The 18,164-nt window shown below is 60.5% G+C and carries 12 protein-coding genes; 2 read left to right on the forward strand and 10 right to left on the reverse strand.

Annotated features, from left to right (window positions below; genetic code table 11):
* Window positions 1-7: 7 nt before the first annotated feature.
* From HY962_00315 to HY962_00325, 3 genes are read right to left on the reverse strand one after another with little or no spacing between them, the layout of a single operon-like run.
* A complete protein-coding gene (locus tag HY962_00315) occupies window positions 8-1,021 on the reverse strand; it encodes a hypothetical protein (protein ID MBI5645347.1) in 1,014 nt (337 codons plus the stop codon).
* Entirely contained in the window at window positions 1,008-2,483 is a 1,476-nt protein-coding gene (locus tag HY962_00320; protein MBI5645348.1) for an MBOAT family protein, read from the reverse strand. Before HY962_00320 ends, HY962_00315 begins: the two co-directional genes overlap by 14 nt.
* A gap of 25 nt (window positions 2,484-2,508) precedes the next feature.
* Complete coding sequence (locus tag HY962_00325) at window positions 2,509-5,334, reverse strand: choice-of-anchor D domain-containing protein (protein MBI5645349.1); 2,826 nt, start codon at window positions 5,332-5,334, stop codon at window positions 2,509-2,511.
* 1,079 nt (window positions 5,335-6,413) lie between these two features.
* On the opposite strand from HY962_00325, the gene HY962_00330 reads away from it, so the two are divergent.
* Window positions 6,414-7,247: a lipoate--protein ligase family protein gene (locus HY962_00330; protein MBI5645350.1), complete on the forward strand. Its 834-nt coding sequence runs from the start codon at window positions 6,414-6,416 to the stop codon at window positions 7,245-7,247.
* A 129-nt stretch (window positions 7,248-7,376) separates the two neighbouring features.
* Here HY962_00330 and alr read toward each other — a convergent pair whose 3' ends face one another.
* From alr to HY962_00365, 7 genes are all read right to left on the reverse strand, one after another.
* Window positions 7,377-8,522, reverse strand: coding sequence for an alanine racemase (gene alr / locus HY962_00335; GenBank protein MBI5645351.1), 1,146 nt, complete (start codon window positions 8,520-8,522; stop codon window positions 7,377-7,379).
* 25 nt (window positions 8,523-8,547) lie between these two features.
* Window positions 8,548-10,848: a PAS domain-containing protein gene (locus HY962_00340; GenBank protein ID MBI5645352.1), complete on the reverse strand. Its 2,301-nt coding sequence runs from the start codon at window positions 10,846-10,848 to the stop codon at window positions 8,548-8,550.
* A gap of 221 nt (window positions 10,849-11,069) precedes the next feature.
* On the reverse strand, window positions 11,070-12,671 hold the full coding sequence (locus HY962_00345; GenBank protein MBI5645353.1) for a glycosyl hydrolase: 1,602 nt from the start codon (window positions 12,669-12,671) through the stop codon (window positions 11,070-11,072).
* A gap of 11 nt (window positions 12,672-12,682) precedes the next feature.
* Window positions 12,683-13,294, reverse strand: a complete 612-nt coding sequence (locus HY962_00350) for a LysE family transporter (GenBank protein MBI5645354.1) — start codon at window positions 13,292-13,294, stop codon at window positions 12,683-12,685.
* A gap of 187 nt (window positions 13,295-13,481) precedes the next feature.
* Window positions 13,482-13,964 (reverse strand): glutathione peroxidase, encoded by a 483-nt coding sequence (locus tag HY962_00355; GenBank protein MBI5645355.1) that lies wholly within the window; start codon window positions 13,962-13,964, stop codon window positions 13,482-13,484.
* A 217-nt stretch (window positions 13,965-14,181) separates the two neighbouring features.
* Entirely contained in the window at window positions 14,182-15,561 is a 1,380-nt protein-coding gene (locus HY962_00360) for an aspartate aminotransferase family protein (protein ID MBI5645356.1), read from the reverse strand.
* 70 nt (window positions 15,562-15,631) lie between these two features.
* On the reverse strand, window positions 15,632-16,759 hold the full coding sequence (locus tag HY962_00365) for a hypothetical protein (GenBank protein MBI5645357.1): 1,128 nt from the start codon (window positions 16,757-16,759) through the stop codon (window positions 15,632-15,634).
* 126 nt (window positions 16,760-16,885) lie between these two features.
* Between HY962_00365 and HY962_00370 the strand changes: the two genes are divergently transcribed.
* Complete coding sequence (locus HY962_00370) at window positions 16,886-18,073, forward strand: aminopeptidase P family protein (protein MBI5645358.1); 1,188 nt, start codon at window positions 16,886-16,888, stop codon at window positions 18,071-18,073.
* Window positions 18,074-18,164: the final 91 nt, after the last annotated feature.

The raw sequence follows: 18,164 nt of genomic DNA on the forward strand, positions 1-18,164 counted from the left end.
GCTGCTTCTACTTGGAGATGGGTGGGTGGGATGCCGGCACGAATTGCGCGAGCGCTGCCGCGAGCTGCCGCGAGCGGACTTCACGGCCCACGGCGTTGAGATGATACACTGTGTCGAGAAACATGTATTCCGGATATGTCGATTCTCGCGGATGACGCAGTACGGCTCCAGGCAGTGCCGCGGTGAGAAGCGCATGAAGACTGTCGATCCAGCGTCGACTCTGCTCGTAGTATTTCTCCGGTACAGGAGGGTATTCGATCAGGACACGCACACCCATTCCCGCACACGCATCTCGAAACTCTTGCACGTGTGTGATGGCCTGCTGATCGATGTAGGCGCCTGTGATGGGATCCCAGTCGCGGAGGGGATGGGATCGCCGCACCCGCTCGCGGCTCCATGTATCGCCATGATACCCTGGGGCGTCGGATATCGTGTCGACGCGATTTATAGTCCATCCGGTTTGTTCTTGTGCGGGTATATCACCGGGTGCGACGAAGTTGCGGAGCCGCTTATCGAGCGGGTCTTTGAATTTCAACGGCACCGCCTCGAGAATGGCTTCAAGCTGTCCCCACGACCGAATGTACTGCATCGCCTCCGGATTCTCGATCAGATGATCAAGCAGCGGATGCCATCCGTCGAAAGTTCCGCTGAACTGCGCGTATTCGGGCGCAAGAAGCACGATATCACCCGTGCGAAACTTTTCACGCGCCTGCCGCATCATGAAGCGTAATCCGATTCCCGCATGAGTCCCGAGATTGATGACGGGAATGCCGCACAGTTCCTCCATGACTTTGCTGTTCTGTCCGAAGGCGACCGATGAACCACCGATGACAATGATTCGCGGGGCGGGGATGGTATCGAGCATGTCGACTTTGTGATACATCGCGTCGTAGGAGTGTCGCGCCTGGGGCATAAGAGCGTAATATGACAGCACGAACACGTTCACGCCCAGGATGAGCGCGACGAGCAGAACTCCTCGCGTAACGACACGGCGGAGCGCCGCGAGGTCAGAAGACGACATAGGCAAAGCGAGTGAGCCCGTATACGGGTACAAATGTTTCGATGGCCAGCACAAGCAGGATGTATATTGCCCAGCGTACAACAATCGGAGCTGCGGCGAGAGCCGGTAATAACGATTTTCGTTCCTGCAAGTATTGGACTGCGCCTATCATTGCCGCGAACATCATCGACCAGTAGATATCCACCGCGCGCAAACCATCACGGAACGACGTGTCCATGTGCGTGAGGGATATCATCTCCGATAGAAAACCTCTTGCAGTCTCGAAGGATTCGGAGCGGAATATCACCCACGCAAGACTCACCAGATGGAAGGTGATAAAAACAGCGACGAAACGTCTGAAAGGATGCGACGCTGAAAATCCCGCCCGCGTCCATACACGCTGACGCAGTTTTTTTGTGGAGCGCGATGCGGTGAGATAGGCACCGTGGAGCAAACCCCAGAGCAGAAACGGTCCGCCTGCGCCGTGCCATAATCCACACAGCACCATGGTGACACTCGCTGCTGCAGCGTACGATACAAAGTCGCGCGCGAACGGAGTCCGCAACAGCGGCGCGGCACGCCGGCCGGAAGCATACGCGATGGGTAGAAACACAAAATCGCGCAGCCAGAACGACAGCGATATGTGCCAGCGCGTCCAGAAATCGGCAATACTCGTCGCCATGTACGGCTGTCTGAAATTGACGGCTGGACGAAAGCCCAGCATTAAACTGAGACCGATGGCGATATTCGTGTACCCGGAGAAATCGCAATAGAGCTGGACGGCGTACAGGTACATTCCCAGCCAGAGGCGCACGGTGCCCGCCCCCGACGGATTGCTGAACACAGCGTCGGTGTAGAGCGCCAGCCGGTCGGCAATCACGACCTTCATGAAGACCCCGACGGTAATGAGTATAATACCATCGGCGAGCTGTCTGTAGAGTTCGGATCGTGGTGCGCTCAGCGCCGCGAAAAACGGAGCGGGCCTCTCGATAGGACCGGCGAGAAATTGCGGGAAGAAAAAAAGATACAACGCGGCATCACGCAGCGACGGAGGCTCCGGAAGCCGGCCGTGATATGCATCGAGGAGTAACGCAAGTGCGCGGAACGAGTAGAAGGACAGGCCCACGATGACAAACGCTGAATGGGCATCCTCCGCTGCCGATCCAGTGCTCCAACCCAATAGACTCGCGAGCGGTGTCGCAAGACCGAGGTAATCCTTCGCAAAAACGAGCGGAGTCAGAATGGCGGCCGATGCCACAATCGCGATCAGTCGTCTGTGTCGCCGCATCGTGTCACGCACGACTCGGGCCGCGAGCCATGCGGCTGTACCCATCGCACTAAGAACGAGAAAACCCGGTATTCCGTATGACGCGGCAAACAGCAATCCCACAGCCGTGGTCAGAGGCCGCACCCAGCGAGCGGGCAGGGCGTGACTCAGCAGCGCGGCTGCGATGAGCGGGAGTATGAACAGCAACCCGGACATCGATAGCTCTGCGGCAGGTCCGGCGCTATTTGGCGAGCAACATGGAGCGTGTCAGGACCATCGTTTCAGTCTGCAGCACGTATTGATACGTGCCTGATGGGAGCCCACCCGCGTGAAATCGCGCGTGATGCGTGCCGGCGCCCTGCACCGCGTCTACAAGGCGCGACACCAGCCGCCCGAGCGCGTCGTACACATCCAGACGCACGCGGCCATTTTCGATAATGGTGTACGAAATGTCCGTTTCTGGGTTGAAGGGATTTGGCGCGTTCTGTGCCAGCGTTGCGCGGACCGATCCGTCGAACAGACGAGTGCCGCCTTCGCGGCAGATGTTCGCAAGCGTAAACACGCCTGGAATGGACGTGATCGCCAGTTGCCCGCCTATGCCCTCGGCACTGTCGAGGATCAGCGTCGTGCTCTCGACACGGCCCAGCATGGCGCGGAAGCGCAGTGTCACAAGCACGTTCCGCGCGTCGGGCACAAGCGGGAGTGTGAGCGGAATGAACCGTTCACCACCCGCGATGTTTCCCGATACAACATCGAGCGGCTCGAGGATATCGGCGTTGTAGCGCAGTGTTGTGCGTATGCCTGTGGCGCCAAAGAGCCGTGGATTGATGCCGCTGCGCAGGTAGATCGGGACTTCCACAATCTCGCCGGGAGCGGCGCTGAGAGTATCGGTTTCGAGTGTCACAGCAGCCGTTCCGCGCGCGCCTGTCACAAGAGCCGGAGTTACCCCGCAGCCGGGCGAGAAACCGAAGCGGATGGTATCGGTGAATGCACCGTCGCTGCCCGGATCCGTGAAGCGGATCCGTATCATCGCCGAGGCGCCGGGCGCGAGATCAACGGGTATTCCTGCTGCAATGATGAAGGGTCCGCCCGGACGCACGGTTGCCTGATCGATGCGGATGGGACGATCGCCGGTGTTTGTCACCGCGAGATCACGCTCCGCTGGAAACGAGGTGAGTGGTAAAAGTCCGAAATCGGTCGCCGTCGTGGCCAGCCCCGAGGAATCGCGGCGGCCGCTGAGATCGATGCGCAGAGGCAAGGAGCAGGGCTCCGCCGTTGCGATGAACAGACCTGCTTCCGTGCCCGCCGCATCCGGTGCAAAACGCAGGCGCACGTCGGCTCCACTGCCGGCGCCGATCTTCAGCGGGAATGGAGGCGCGATAATCTGGAAGCGCGGATTGCTCGTGACCGGCTGTGTGATGGTGAGTTCGATAGTGCCGGTGTTGAGAATCCGCACGGTGGTGTCGGCGTTTTCACCCGCGCACAGAAGGGTCCGGAACACGGCCGCCGCGTCGGCGAGAACCGCGGCTGAATCGGCCCGCCCCGACAACGCGATGCTGATGTCGCGCGGGCAGCCCGGCGCCTCGCCGCGAATCGCGATACTGCCGTTTTCGAGAAGACCCGCGCGCGATGGCCTGTACCGCACGCGGAATTGCATCGTCCGCATCGCAGGATCGAACGGCATCGGAAAGGCCGACGGCAGGGGCGAAATCAATTCAAATGGACCGCTCAGCACAGGAGGCCGCAACAGCAGAACAACCGTACCGGAATTTTCGATCGTGAAAACGGTATCGGCCGTTGTGGAGTTACACAGTAAAAGATCCGATATTCTGATATCCTGCGATGTTGTCGCGAGACCCGCGCTGTCTTTTGACGCGGTAATGTAGACGGGCCAGGGATTACGCGTGCGCGCGGTATCATTTGTATGTATGAGCAAAGTATCGCTCACGGTGATGATGCTGCCCGGTGCGGGCGCAAAACGTATCACGACCGGAATCGAATCGCCGGGTGCGACAGTCGCGGGGAAAGCAGGCGACAGGATCGACAGCGAGGGATGTCCAGTCACAAACGCGGCGGAGCGGAGCTCGAGGAGTCCGTCGCCTTCGTTGCGCACATGTACCGTGTGTGTTGCGGACGACTCGCACACGAGCGCGGGGACGCGGTGCTCCTGCACACCCGCGGTGCGGGCATATGCCTTGAAGATCAGTGTGTTCGCCGCCGCCTGCGACAGTATCCACTGCGGTTCGGCCGCATACGGATCGCTCGACGCGGCGACCTGCTTCTGCAACACGGTCAGATAGTACACCGACTCGTCGCCGGGCAGGGTTATCCCGAGTGACCACGTATTGTTGGCGTAGACAGGGATGTCGGCGATGCGCGTCCACGGCATGCCGGGCGATCGCAGATAGACAAGAATTTCATCACCGCTGCCCGTGCCTGTCAGCACAAAGGATCGCGGCACATAGCGCGATGTATCCGTGGACGGGCCGCGGAAGTTCGATACGCGTGGACTCGAAAACGCAATCGTGCTGCGGGGACCGTCGAGGCGGACACGTCCGCTGCCCCCTGCAAGAGGTCCGGCGCCGCCCTCAGCTCCGACGGTTGCAAAGCTGTAGCCGAGACGTGTTTCGACCGAAATGCCGCCGCCGGATCCCGAGCCGCCGGGACCATTCGCGCGATTCTGTCCTCCGCCGCCATGAGCGTACACGTCCACATTCGACATCGCGGGAGTGTACAGCCGTATGGCGCCACCGCCGCCGCCCCCTTCGCCGGAACAGACCGAGAGGCCCTGAGGATTTCCTCCGGCGCCACCGGATCCACCCGCAAGGGGAACAAGCGCGGCGTTGCCATGCGTCAGGCCGCCGTTGTTGGTGCCGGCGACGGACGCCCCGTCGCTCGCGTATCCGCCGCCACCCCCGCCGCGTGTCTGTTGATAGCCGCTGCCGCCTCCGTAGCCCCCGTTCGGTCTGCAGCCGAGCCCGTCGTTGCACCCGACACCGGAGCTACCGAACGGATGGCCGGTACCGCCGCCCGCCGCTTCGTATGCGGGTGAGGTGCCGCCGGCCACACCATTGAGCGAGACCCCGGTTGCTGCCGCGATGCCACCCGTCGAGGGTCCCGGCTGCCGCCATTCGTCACTCGAGAACGGCACATTCGAACCATTTCGCCCGCCGCGGCCTCCGCCTGTGAAACCTCCGCCGCCGTCGGAGCCGCCGCCCGTCACATCGCAGTAATTTCCGCCGCCACCACCGCCGCCTGGACCCGCGTCTTTCCCCGATGCGTTTGTGTTGATTGCGGAGCCGAGTCGTCCGGTGACCCGTCCCATCGAGATAAGGACAAAGGGCAGATATCCCTGATTCCCCTGCACCGCCGGATCCACATCATTTGTTGACACACCCACCTGGGCGTCACCCAGCACGATGCTGTCAACAATCATCGCCCCTCTTCGAGAACGGATACCGAGTCCTCCAGCACCGATCAACTGTCCGGAGACAGGTCTCAAGGCCGGCTGCGGACGCACGAGCGCGAACGGTTCGCCGTTTGAAGTACGACCCGCGACGAGAACCACGAGTTTTACCAAAAATTCCGGCTGTAACGCGCGCCAGTCGTCGCTGTTCGGTTGTACGGAAGGATGGACAAAGATCTGCGTGGACGCCATGCGCCCGTTCCACGATACGACCACCGGTCCGATCGTCACTTTTGCCGAATCCGCGGGATTGGCACACACGATGCGTACCGCGTCACCGGGATTGTTGAGATACAATCCGTCTGCACCGAAATTGCCCGGTGCATCGGCGGGGCCGATGAACTCGACATAGGTGTTCATTCCCGGAGTCCCCAGGTCAGGCACGATGTACGACAACACCTGTGCGGAGAGGCCCGTGGAACTTACGACGAGCAGCATCGCGGCAAATATCGCGCGGCCGGTGAAGCGGCGAAAAACGGTCAACGGATGATTCATGGGAGAACGCTGCATCGATGGTGGATACATGGGTTCGTGAGCAACATACGGCGCATCGGCCGGCACATGGGCAGAGCTGAAAGATACGACAGCAGTGCCGATTCCGGAACGACGGACGGCGATTTGCAGATGGGGTCCGCACAGCTTTCAAATGCGCGGTTGTGCGTTTTTTTTTATACTTGTGTATGCACGCACCACCTATCCCGCCCTGGAAGGAGGACTGGAGCGAAAGCCGCTGGGATGCGGCGCTGAATGCTCGTCTCGAGTCGCTCGACTTTGATGTGATCGTCGATACGCCGCGACCGGCGGTCGAAAACCTGGCGATCGACGAGGCGCTGTTGTATCGCGTCGCATCGGGGATCCGTCGTCCGCTCCTGCGACTGTGGGACTGGAGCGAAGCCGCCGTTGTTCTTGGCTCGTATCAATCCGTCTCCGATGAATTCGACGCGGTGTACGCCGCGTCGGCGGGTTTTCGATTTGTGCGTCGCATCAGCGGCGGCGGAGCGATGGTTGTTGAACCCGGGCGCACGATCACCTGGTCGCTTATCGTCCCTGAAACAATCGTGCAGGATCTCTCATACGTCCAGTCGTTTGCCTACCTCGACAACTGGTGTATACGCGCGTTACGAGCGATCGGCGTGCCGGCTTCGTACAAACCCATCAACGATCTCGTCTCGCCGGCGGGCAAGATGGCGGGGGCCGCGCAATGTCGCAGACGAGGCACCGTCCTGCATCATGCCGCGATGGCATGGCGGTTGGACAACACAACCATGCGTCTTCTGTTGCGGCATGGAGTGCCCCGCATCAGCACAAAAAGTATCGCAAGCGCTGAGAAACACGTCAGTCCGCTCTCCGATTTTACCACCCTCACACGCGCCGACGTCATGGCACATCTCGCCGCGTCGTTCCGCGCGGTATTCAGGACAGAGACATCCTCTATCACCGCGGGAGATCTCGCCGACGCCTCCACACGCCGTGAGCAGCTCGCATCACATGAATGGCTGTACCGCGTACCGTGACGATGATACTGCTTCATGAAGAAGTAGCAAAGTAGCAATGTAGCAAAGTAGAAAGGCGGCGGTTGCTACTTTGCCACTTTGCCACTTTGCTTCATTTTCACTTTCCAACCTTGCTGCTTTCCCACTTTTCTATGTGGAGAAGTAGCGGCGCGGGACGCGTGTGTTGATGCCGGTGAGAATCTCGTAGGGAATGGTGCCGACGCGCCTGGCGATTTCCTCGACCGTAATGGTCTCGCCGCCCTGGTTCCCGATGAGCACAACTTCATCGTCGTTGAACGCGGAGTTGTCCCCGATGTCGACCATACACTGGTCCATCGAAATGCTGCCGACGATGGGGTATCTGTGTCCGCCGATCAGTACATCCCCGTTGTTCGACAGCGCTCGAGAAAAACCGTCGCCATACCCCACGGGCAGGGTGACGATGCGCGTGTGCCGCGGGGCCGTCCACGTGTGATCGTACCCGAGCGCGTAGCCGGGAGGCACCGCCTTGAAATACACGACTCGCGTGCGAAACGAGAGGACCGGGCGTAACGTCGCCGATTTTCGGACCTCGGGGTCCGGATATACGCCGTACAGCATTATGCCCGGTCGGACCATGTCGAGAATGCTGTCGGGGTGTTGAAGCAGCGCGCCCGAATTGGCAATGTGGCGGACCGGCATGGGAACGCCGTTCGTGGGAAAAAACTCCAAGGCCTCGAGAAAACGGTCGAGCTGCATGCGCGTGAATGCGGTATCGGCGGCGTGTGAGGAGGCGAAGTGCGAGAATACCCCTCCAAGGTCGCAATGCGACGCACACACAGCAGCTTCGAACAGCGCCCGTGCATTTTCGGGACGGACGCCGATTCGGCCCATGCCCGTGTCGAGTTTCAGATGCACGCGCGCACGCACGCCCATGGCGGCGGCCGTCTCCTCGATCTGTCCGAGCTTGAACACCGACGATGCGGTGAGCTGAAGGTCGTACTCGAGAAAATGGGATATCTGATTCCCGATGATGCCTCCCAGCACGAGGACAGGTGCTGTGATGCCCGCGCGACGCAGTGCTATCCCCTCCTCGAGAAACGCCACGCCAAGTTCGTCGGCACCGTACTCGAGCAATGCGCGCGCCGTACGCACAAGGCCGTGCCCGTACGCGTTCGCCTTCACCGTCGCCATGATGCGCGCCGTTCCGGCGAGACGCCGCGCCTCGGCAACATTATGCCGCAGCGCATCCAGATCGACAAGCGCGACGGTGGGACGCAGGACGATCGATTCGTCCTCGAACACCCGGTCAATCATCGAAATACACCGCCTGTGTATGGCTTCAACGGGCTGAACACACCAGCGACAGGACCAGCACGGCGGGATTCCCGCGGTCTACCAGAACAACAACGGACGCCGCGGGTGTGACAAACTCGTGCCTGTCTGCCTTGCCCGCAACCGCGTCGGCAAGACCTTCAAGCATCGCGTCATCGTCCGCGAAGAGATCCCCCACAGGCAGCAACTGTTGGACCGCGTCACGCGGGATCCCGAGAAGCTGCGCGGCAGCCGGCTCAAGCGCCGTCAACCGGCCGAGATCCAGCAGCATGGTGGTTTTTTTCTCGCGCCTGGCTCGGGCGGGCGGAGCGGGCAATTCAATGGCCGCTGTGGCTTCTTTCTTTTTCTTTTTTGCTGGTACAGCAGGTGTGTCCCCGCCTTTTGTGCGGCGCTTTTTCGGAGCGGGAGCGACATCCGCCTCCACCTCTGTCGGGACTGCGGTCGGAGCGGCGGCCTGTGGGGCCGCACGAGTGGCAACCGCGTCGGCAGCCGCGTGATCAATAACGGCGGGCAACTCCGCACTGGGAGACGTGCGGTAGAGAAGCCCGAGTAATTCACCGTTCTCGATCAGCGGGGTGATGCTCCAGTCCCAATAACTGACCTCTCCCGACCAGTTCCGAAAGGGTGCGGCGGTTTCGGCCACGGGGGCCTGCGTCGCGGCACAGTCGAGCACGCGCTCGTAAAATCCGGTCTGAGGATGCGCGTAGATCAGCTCGCTGGCAAACGTGTCCTTTACTCCTGTAGTACGGAAGGGTTGGTCGAGCATCTGCTGGAACGCGCGGTTTGCCATGCGGATCCGGAACGGCTGGCCCGGATCCATCAGGCACACTGCCGCGCTGGCGCTGTCGAGCACGGCATCGAGCAGTGGGCGCTGAACCGCTATGTGTTTGGCCAGCTCGAGCCGGCGGAGACGGTCGCGGATACCGGACTCCGCGAACGAAACAAACGTGGCGAGCGAGCGGAGCTGCGCGGCTTCGCCCTCGCGGAAACGTCCGCGCTCCTCGCTGAACACACCGAGGAGTCCGTCGACACGGCCGTCGTATATAAGCGGCAAAGACATCATGGAGAGGAGGTTCTCCTGCTCCGCCTGTTTTTTCCACGGGTGAAACGTGTCGCCATCTTGCGTGTCGAAGACGATCTGTTCGGCACCTTCGCGGATGCATCTGCCTATCGGAGTGTTGCCATGTTCGGAGTTGTCATACCGCGCCTTGATCTTGAGCAGGAATTCGGCTCCGGACCCCGCCCACGCGCTGGGATGGATGCGTTGGTCGTTTGGTTTCAGGCGGCCGAACCATACAAGCGGGTACCCCGCGTCGACAAGCGCGTCACATACAAGCCGTTCCGTCTGCTCGAGCGACGTCGCGTGTACGATACCGCGTGCCACACGCGCCACCGCTCCCACAAGACCCGTGGGTTCGTGCATCATGTCATGACCGCCGCTGACGTCCATCGGCCGGAGTATGGCGATCGCGCCGACTATCTGTTGGAGCGTGTCGTACAACGGCCATGCGCTGATGTCTATCAGCCGCATCGATCCATCGGATTGTAACAAGGCGCAGCGACTCGACGGCACCGGTGCCTCTTCGACAAGGGCGCGCATGACAGGGTGATGCGAGACGCGCAGCACATTGCCCCGCAGATCCGTCAGGCGCAACCGCTGATCCGTGCAGGGCTGTCCCAGCACTTCGTTTCTGTACACCCCGAGGGTGTTTTCGGCGGAGCTGTTGATCTCGGTGATCAACCCGCGCGCATCCACGATCATGACGCCGTCGCTCACCGCACCCAAAATGGTCTGTTCGCGCATCGCCGCCATCGTGGCCTCCCGCTCCTCTCGCTCTTCCTGTGTTTCGCCATCGGCCTCGGTCGTTTCGACCGCCGCGCCAATCGCTAGAAAATATGTTTTGCCTTTCAGTGTCACACACGCGCTGGTGTATTCCTTGCGGATTCGGCGTCCGTCACTCGTCATATGATCGGTTTCCGCTTTCACCGCGTGCCGGACGCGTTTCATCGCGCTGAACGTCGACAGCCACGCGGCCCGCGTCATGGATGGATCGACATCCATCACCACCAACCCGGGCACATCGTCGACAGCGTGCCCGAGGTGCTCGCGCAGCGTGTCGTTCATATAGGCGATACGCCCCGTCTCGGTGATGAGAATGATCTCGTCGCCCTCGCAACCGGGAAGCAACTGCCGGAGTTCTTCGTCATTGAAAGTATGCACCGGGGGGATGCTTTGCCCGCTGCTGCCTGAAGTGGAGCCGTGCGGAGCTGGCCGCTTTCCGGCCGGACCGTTTCGGAACGAGTACATTGTCATCCGTGTGTGCGTTGTGTCCCTCGTTCGATGCAAGGACTCCATCCGCCCAGGGCATGGCCGACGGCGTGTCTACGCATGGATAGGGACTATGTTGTGCATCGTGCAGGACGGTCAACGCCTTGTGTACATCGTTTCCCTGCACGCTGGTATATCCAGCCCGCATAATACGGGATTTTCGACATTGTGCAAAATCGAATATCCGACCCCGAAATCCTCTATTTCATCACCGTCAACAGCGCGCTTGCACCAGCCCAACCCGATTCGCGGATGTGCGACAGTTGGCAGACGTACATGCCGGGCGCGAGGGATGCTCCTCGAAACGCCACGGCGTGCTCCCCCGCCTGCATCCAACCTCGAGCGAGAAGCTGCACCCGGCGTCCCATCATGTCGTACACCGCGAGATCCATCTCGCCGGCGGCGTCGAGACGGACGCGCAAAGTCGATTCGAAATTCGAGGCCATGGTCACGGGATTGGGATAGGGATCCAGCAGCAATCCTTCGCCCGGCGCGGGCACCGGCTCACGCGCAGTGATCGTGGAGTCGAGCAGGTGGGTATGGATGGACAGGAGTCCGTCATGCAGGCGCGTCCAAATCGGACGTATGCGTCCGTTATATGCGCTGATGCCGTTGTAGTCGCCCATGAACACGTTGGCGGTGGGGAAAAATGCCGCTTCGCTGATACACTCGTTACGGAATGTCGCCCCGCCGTCGAACGAGCGCGCCAGATACACGTCGGTGGAATCGCCCGCGTAGGCGCGTCTGTCGTAGAACACTATCACCAATTCTCCGGTGACCGGATCGACGGTGGCCCAGGTGAAGAATTGCTCCCTGCCATTGCCGACCGCATCATCATTGACGCGGATGGGGGGAGACCATGTTTCACCACGATCCGTCGACTTGACGATGAACACATCGTGATCGCCGTTGCGCGAATCCACCCAGTTCACATAGATGGTGCCGCGGTGCACCGATGATGAAATGTCGCAGACTGTCACGGGAAGTCCGTTGCAGCGATTGACGCCCGGAATATCGATCACCCATCCGCCGGGTGTCGCCGTGATAACTTTGTCGACGCCCCAGGTGCCGCCGCCGTCGAAGGAGCGGTCGAAGTACAAACCCTCGGATCCGGACCAGGCCACATACACCTCGCCGTCCGGCCCGACGGCGGGAACGGCGCCCTCGACTGTCGCATCGTCGTCGCGGGCGTCGCCGCCGCGATCGCTGATGCGGACAAAGGGTTCGAAACTGTCGCCACGGTCGGTGGAGCGCGCGAAGACGATCACGGAACTGTCGCGCGGATTCGTGCTGCCGTATTTCGTGAAGTCGGTCCACGTTGCATACACATTTCCCCGGTGCGCACTGTTCGACAAGTCCGCGACAAGCCATTCCTTATCCTGCAGCGAGGAACGGAAAAAGCTCCCAGGTTTTGCCGAGTCCGAACTTGGACCGCGCAGCTTCACGCCCGACGACCAGGTGCGTCCGCCGTCGTCGCTTGTACGCACGGTGATCGCATCCCAGCCGTTAGTGAGATGCGCGTAGTAGCCCCTCCCGTCAGGGCCGAATGCGACGCAGGGATCGCCATAGGTTATGGTTGGGAGCTGCGACTGTCCCCAGGTCTTCCCACCGTCAAATGACCAGTAGTAGTACCGAATATTGGCGCCCGCGATAATGTTGTCGGGATTCGCCGGATTGATGGCGATGCTGACTTCCTCGGGGCTGCCACCGGCCTGGCTGATACGCACGTTGCGTCCCTGGCCCAGGGCGGCAGACACGATGAGACACAGTGCGCCGAACACGGCGATGATACGGGATGACATGGCGCCTCCGGTCAGGCGTGGGAGAGGTTCTGAAGTATCGTGATACTGAAGTACACACCAAAGCCGATAATGACAAGCGCGGTGATGGCTCCTGCGCGCCGCACGAAGGCGGGGGAAATCTGGTGCCGGTTCCTGCGAACAAAGAGGGCCAGGCCGAGAAACCACGCAAAACTTCCGAGCCCGGTGGCGAACGAGAAAATCACCTTGTCCCAGAAGGTATTCGGAAGCAGGCCGTTGGCCGAGAGAAAACTGAGCACGGCCGTCCACGACACGAACAATGTCGGATTCGACAATGCCATGGCCGTGCCGAGCAACACGCCCCAGGTGCGGCGGCCGTTGCGTGGCGATCCGTTTTCGACGGGCTTCGCCGCCTCTTCTCCGGCTTTACCGTCGAAGATGAGCATTTTTATGCCATACAGAATCAGGAAGATCGACAGCCCGAACTGCACCCACTGGTTCTGGAGAAAAGGCGCCACCAGTGAAATGAGGCCGAGGGAGATTACCAGACAGTACAGGATATCGATGATGACGGAGCCGATCGCAACATGTATGCCTCGGCGCGTCTGACCGCCCATCGTGCGCTGCGCGACGAAAATGGAAGTCGGACCGAGAGGGATGGTCATCAGAATTCCGACGACTGTCCCGACCAAGAGGCTGATAAGAAGTTGCATGGGTTGGCAGTGTGAGGGGTTGTGACCCGCAAGAAATCAATGTACAGAAAACACCAAAACGCGTCAACGCGAGGGCGGACCATCCTGCCGTCGATGGTCCGCCCCCGCGTTGTCCGTTTTTGCAGGATCTGTGTCCCGTCTATTTTGCCGTGAGGGTCTCCACCAAGCCCTTTAATTCTGCCGACATGGGGTCCACCTTCTGGCCATAGCGCGCAAGCACCTTCCCGTCGCGGTCGACAAGGAATTTGTTGAAATTCCACGTGATGTCACCGTTATGCCCCGCCTCACGCGTCAGATATGCGTAGAGGGGATGAATGTCGTCGCCCTTGACGCTGATCTTTGAAAACATGTCGAAGCTGAGGTCGTACTTCGTGGAGCAAAACGTCTTGATCTCTTCATCGGTCCCTGGTTCCTGCTCACCGAAATTGTTCGCGGGAAAACCGAGTATCTCGAAGCCGCGATCCTTGTATGCGCGGTAGAGCGACTCCAGTGTGGCATACTGTTTCGTATACCCGCAGAATGAAGCGGTATTGACGATGAGAAGCACCTTGCCTTTGTAGGCGGCGAGTGGTGTCATGGTCCCGTCGATTTTTTTCATGGTAAACGAATACACGCCTTTCATGCCCTTGTCCTGTGTCTGAGCGGAACCGTCCGGCGAAACCGCACACAGCAGAACCAGTGTCGTGGCAAGCAGGAATCGGGAAAATGGGGTCTGCATCGGAGCCTGTCCTTGGTTGAGTACTATGGAATCACCATCCCGAACACGGACGTCGGCTGTCTTGGTTCCGTGAAAACCCGCCTGCAGGGGAAAGCACTCGTGTGCATCGGGTGCGGCTGTCTCAGCCGCGGTCGCTCGTACACAATTTTTCCACGCGCCGGTGCAATTCTTCCACGATACGCGCGTGTTCGGGTTTCATCAACACGCTTCGAAGCACGGTTGTCCACTCGCGGTCGGCGATGAGATGCGGGTAGCGAGTGCGGAGCAGATCCGTTCTGACGCGTAAAAGACTCAGGTACACCGGTCGATGTACGGCGTCCATGCCGTCCCTGAACACCCGTTCCGATGCCGCTGACACTGCCGATGCGGTGTGTTCGTCGGTCGCAGGGAAAAACGTGACTATGTCGAGATCGGGTTCCGTCACGAGATACAGCACCGCGGATGTACGGATGAGATCGGCCCAGGCCAGCGCGGCTCCACGGCAGTGCCGTAGCACGGGACCAAGGCCCTCGGCGCTCCGCAGGGGCAGGCAGCGGAGTGTGAGCCACAGCGCTGCAGCCGCCGCTCCGGGGCGCGAACATTCGAGACTGATTTCCCCGAGATGCAGCTCGGTCGAGGTGAAGTAGGTGTATGGAGAATCGTGTTTGTAGAATCGACCGACGGATGGGTCACGAAAGAGGACCGCGCCGCAGCCATACGGTTGCAGGCCGTGCTTGTGCGGATCGACGACGATGCTGTCGCATTCGTGCAGGGCGGTGTACACGGAGGCATCCACACCTGGCGCGGATCCGTCCGCCAGCAGGCGGAAGAAGCCGCCATACGCCGCGTCGGCATGTACGCGGAAGCCGCGTGCGCGTCCCAGTGACAGAATGTCGGCAAGTGGATCGAGGGCTCCCAGGCCCGTGGTGCCGATGGTTGCCACGACCGTTCCGATATTTTCGGATAAACTGATCCTTTGTAACGCGTCGGCATCCATCCTTCCACGCGCATCGGCCGGTATCGTCACGGTGCGCACACCGAGCACTTCGCACATGCGGGCGTGTGTGTAATGCGCGTTTTCCGAAAATGCGATCGCGCGGTCCGGATGGAGTGAGCGCGCCACCCATAGGGCTTCGAGATTGGCGATTGTGCCGCTACTTGTCAGGTGCCCGAGATGTTCACAGTAGCCAAAAAGGGATGCAAGATCACGGACCACCTCTTTTTCCATGGCGCCCGTTGCGGGCCCCCCGTCCAGCGCGTGGTTGTTGGGGTTGACCAACTGCGCGGCAAAATAGCCCAGCAGTGCGACCGGGTGGGGCGGCTTGAGCATCTGGCCCGCGTACATGGGATGGAAAAACGGGTAGTTGTCGTGCATGCGCGCGAAGAAGTCTTCGAGCGCATCCGCGACACGCGCGTCGTCGACACGAAGCGATTCGTCGTTCTCCGCATGCTCCCACCTCGAGCGCCACTCGACATGTGCGTCGAGTATCCTGGCCAAATGCGCCCTGAAAGAGTCGTCCATTGATCCTCCTGCTTGCAGACGTGTATCCGGCTCCGGCGCTAGCAGCCGTTGAAATTGAATCCCGGGCCACTCATTCCGGGATCCCGACACCACCGAGCATCAATCGCCCCAGCCGGTCGATGAGAATCGAGGGTGTCAGGCCGCCCTCTTCGGGAATCCCCTTCAGGTCGTCGGGAAATTCCTTTCCCCATACCGGGATGAAGCTTCGAGTACCGCGCTGCTGCGCATCACGAAGAATCTCCTTGACCTGCGATTCGACGAAGCCGCGCTTTTCTTCGATGACAATGATGCGGCCCGCGGATGCGGCGAATTCTTCCACAATGAGAGGATCGAGAGGCCAGGTGCACCCGAGTTTCAGGACCGGGTGTACATCGACACAGTCGAGTTCGTACAGCGCATGCTGCAAGTAGTTGTAGGTGTTGCCGCTTGTGATGAATCCCGTAGCCGCGTCCCGACCCTGTTCGATGCGGTTGAGTCCGGACGCGCGGAGCGCATCCATAAACCGGGGCATGCGGCGTTCAATGATATCCTTTTCGAGCCAGGCCGAATTGGGCGGAACGGATACGCGTTCGCGGAGCGCGATGCTGCGCGTGTCGATGCGCACCTTTTCATGCATGTTCACGGCAGGATAGCTGTTGGGCCGCAGTTGTACCGTGCCACCCCCATCCGCCTGATTCGTGGTGATGATGAGGCCGACGAGAAGCTGCGATTCGCGCGCGAGTGTGCAGGCCTCGCCGATCCAATCCTTGATTTCCTGATTCGATGCAGGTTCAAGAACCGGGATCTTGGCGGAGAAGAAGGTGTAGCGCGAATCGGCTCCCACTTGTGTGCTCGACAGCGCGGGGTCGTCGCCCGCTACGCAGATCGCGCCGGATCCGCTCTCAGGGATCGTGTAATTTGTGATCGCGAGTCCGTCGAGCGCCACATACGCGCCGACGCTCTTGAACACAGTCATCCCGATCACACCCGGTACGCCCATGGCTCCATGCAGGATGGCGGCCGATTGGTTCTCGTTGTTCGCGATCACACCCTTGATCCCCTTTTCCCGGAACAGCTCCTGATTCGTCTCGATCACATCGAAGACGTTCGCAACCGGTGAGCCGGGGTAGCCGGTGATAAGCGCCACACCTGCCTCGAGTGCGCCCTTCACGAGCAGTTCATTCCCGTCGAAAACGGCAATGCCGTCTGATTGTACCAAGCGTGGATCGATCATTTGGTGAAAATACGAAGATCCGGAGAGATACGTTTATCCATCTTTCGTCTTACACCTCCCGTGAGTAACTTCCCGCGATTCGAACCTTTCACTTTCCAAACAGGACACACGATGGATCTTTCCGCCATTCAGCAGGCACTCAAAGCCGCCGGACTCGACGGCTGGCTTTTCTACGACTTTCACAACCGCGACGCCATCGCCGCCCGTATCCTGAAAATGGATACCAATCGTTTCGCATCGCGGCGCTGGTACTATTTCATTCCCGCCGAAGGCGAGCCGCAGAAACTGGTGCATCGCATTGAACCGTGGCGCTGCGACCATCTCCCGGGCGCAAAACACGTGTATCTGCCGTGGCAGCAGCAGCAGGCGCTGTTGCGCGATATTCTCGGCGGAGCGTCGCGCGTGGCGATGCAGTACTCGCCCAACAATTCCATTCCGTACGTGTCGATCGTTGACGCGGGCACCGTCGAACTGATTCGCTCCTTCGGCGTCGAAGTTGTGTCGAGCGGCGACCTCGTCGGCCTCTTCGAGGCGCATCTGTCGATGGAAGACTTCGCAAGCCACGAGAAGGCCGGCGAAATCATGCACATGGTGAAGGACGAGACGTTCCGCGAAATCGGCCGCCGCATCAAGGCAGGCGAGAATCCGCGCGAAGTGGACATTCAGCACTTCATGCACGGCTTGATGCGGGCCAATGGCATGCATTGGGACGACGGTCCCATCGTCGCGGTGAATGAACATGCTGCCGATCCGCACTTCGAACCCACTGAGGCCAACAGCCACGCGATGAAAGAAGGCGACCTCGTGCTGCTCGACCTCTGGGCCAAGCTCGACGTTCCCGGAAGCATCTACTACGACATCACGTGGATGGGCTACATCGGCACCGAGGTGCCCGCCCGCATCACGGAGGTGTTTAATGTGGCGCGTGACGCGCGCGATACGGCGCTTGATCTGGTGCGCGAACGCTTCGCGGCGAATGAGCCCCTGCACGGGTGGGAAGTGGACGATGCCTGCCGCAAGGTGATCGTTGACGCCGGTTATGGCGACTGGTTCACCCACCGCACCGGACACAACATCGGCGAGGAAGTGCACGGCAACGGCGTCCATATCGACAATCTCGAGACCAAGGACGAGCGCAGCATCATCAAGGGCACGTGCTTCTCGGTGGAACCGGGCATATACATGGAACACGAGAAAATCGGGTTCCGGACCGAGATCGATGTTTTTGTCACCGACGAAGGCAACGTTGAAGTGACCGGCCCCATCCAGGCCGAGGTGATTCCGATACTCGCCCTGTAACATCGATCCGGGCGCGGCGTCGCGGCCGTACGCCGCACCGTTGATGCCCGCTGGCAGGTACCGGAGTGTTCGCGCTTCACATGCCGCCTCG

The sequence above is a fragment of the Ignavibacteriota bacterium genome (assembly GCA_016218045.1).
Lineage (GTDB): Bacteria > Bacteroidota > Ignavibacteria > SZUA-365 > SZUA-365 > JACRFB01.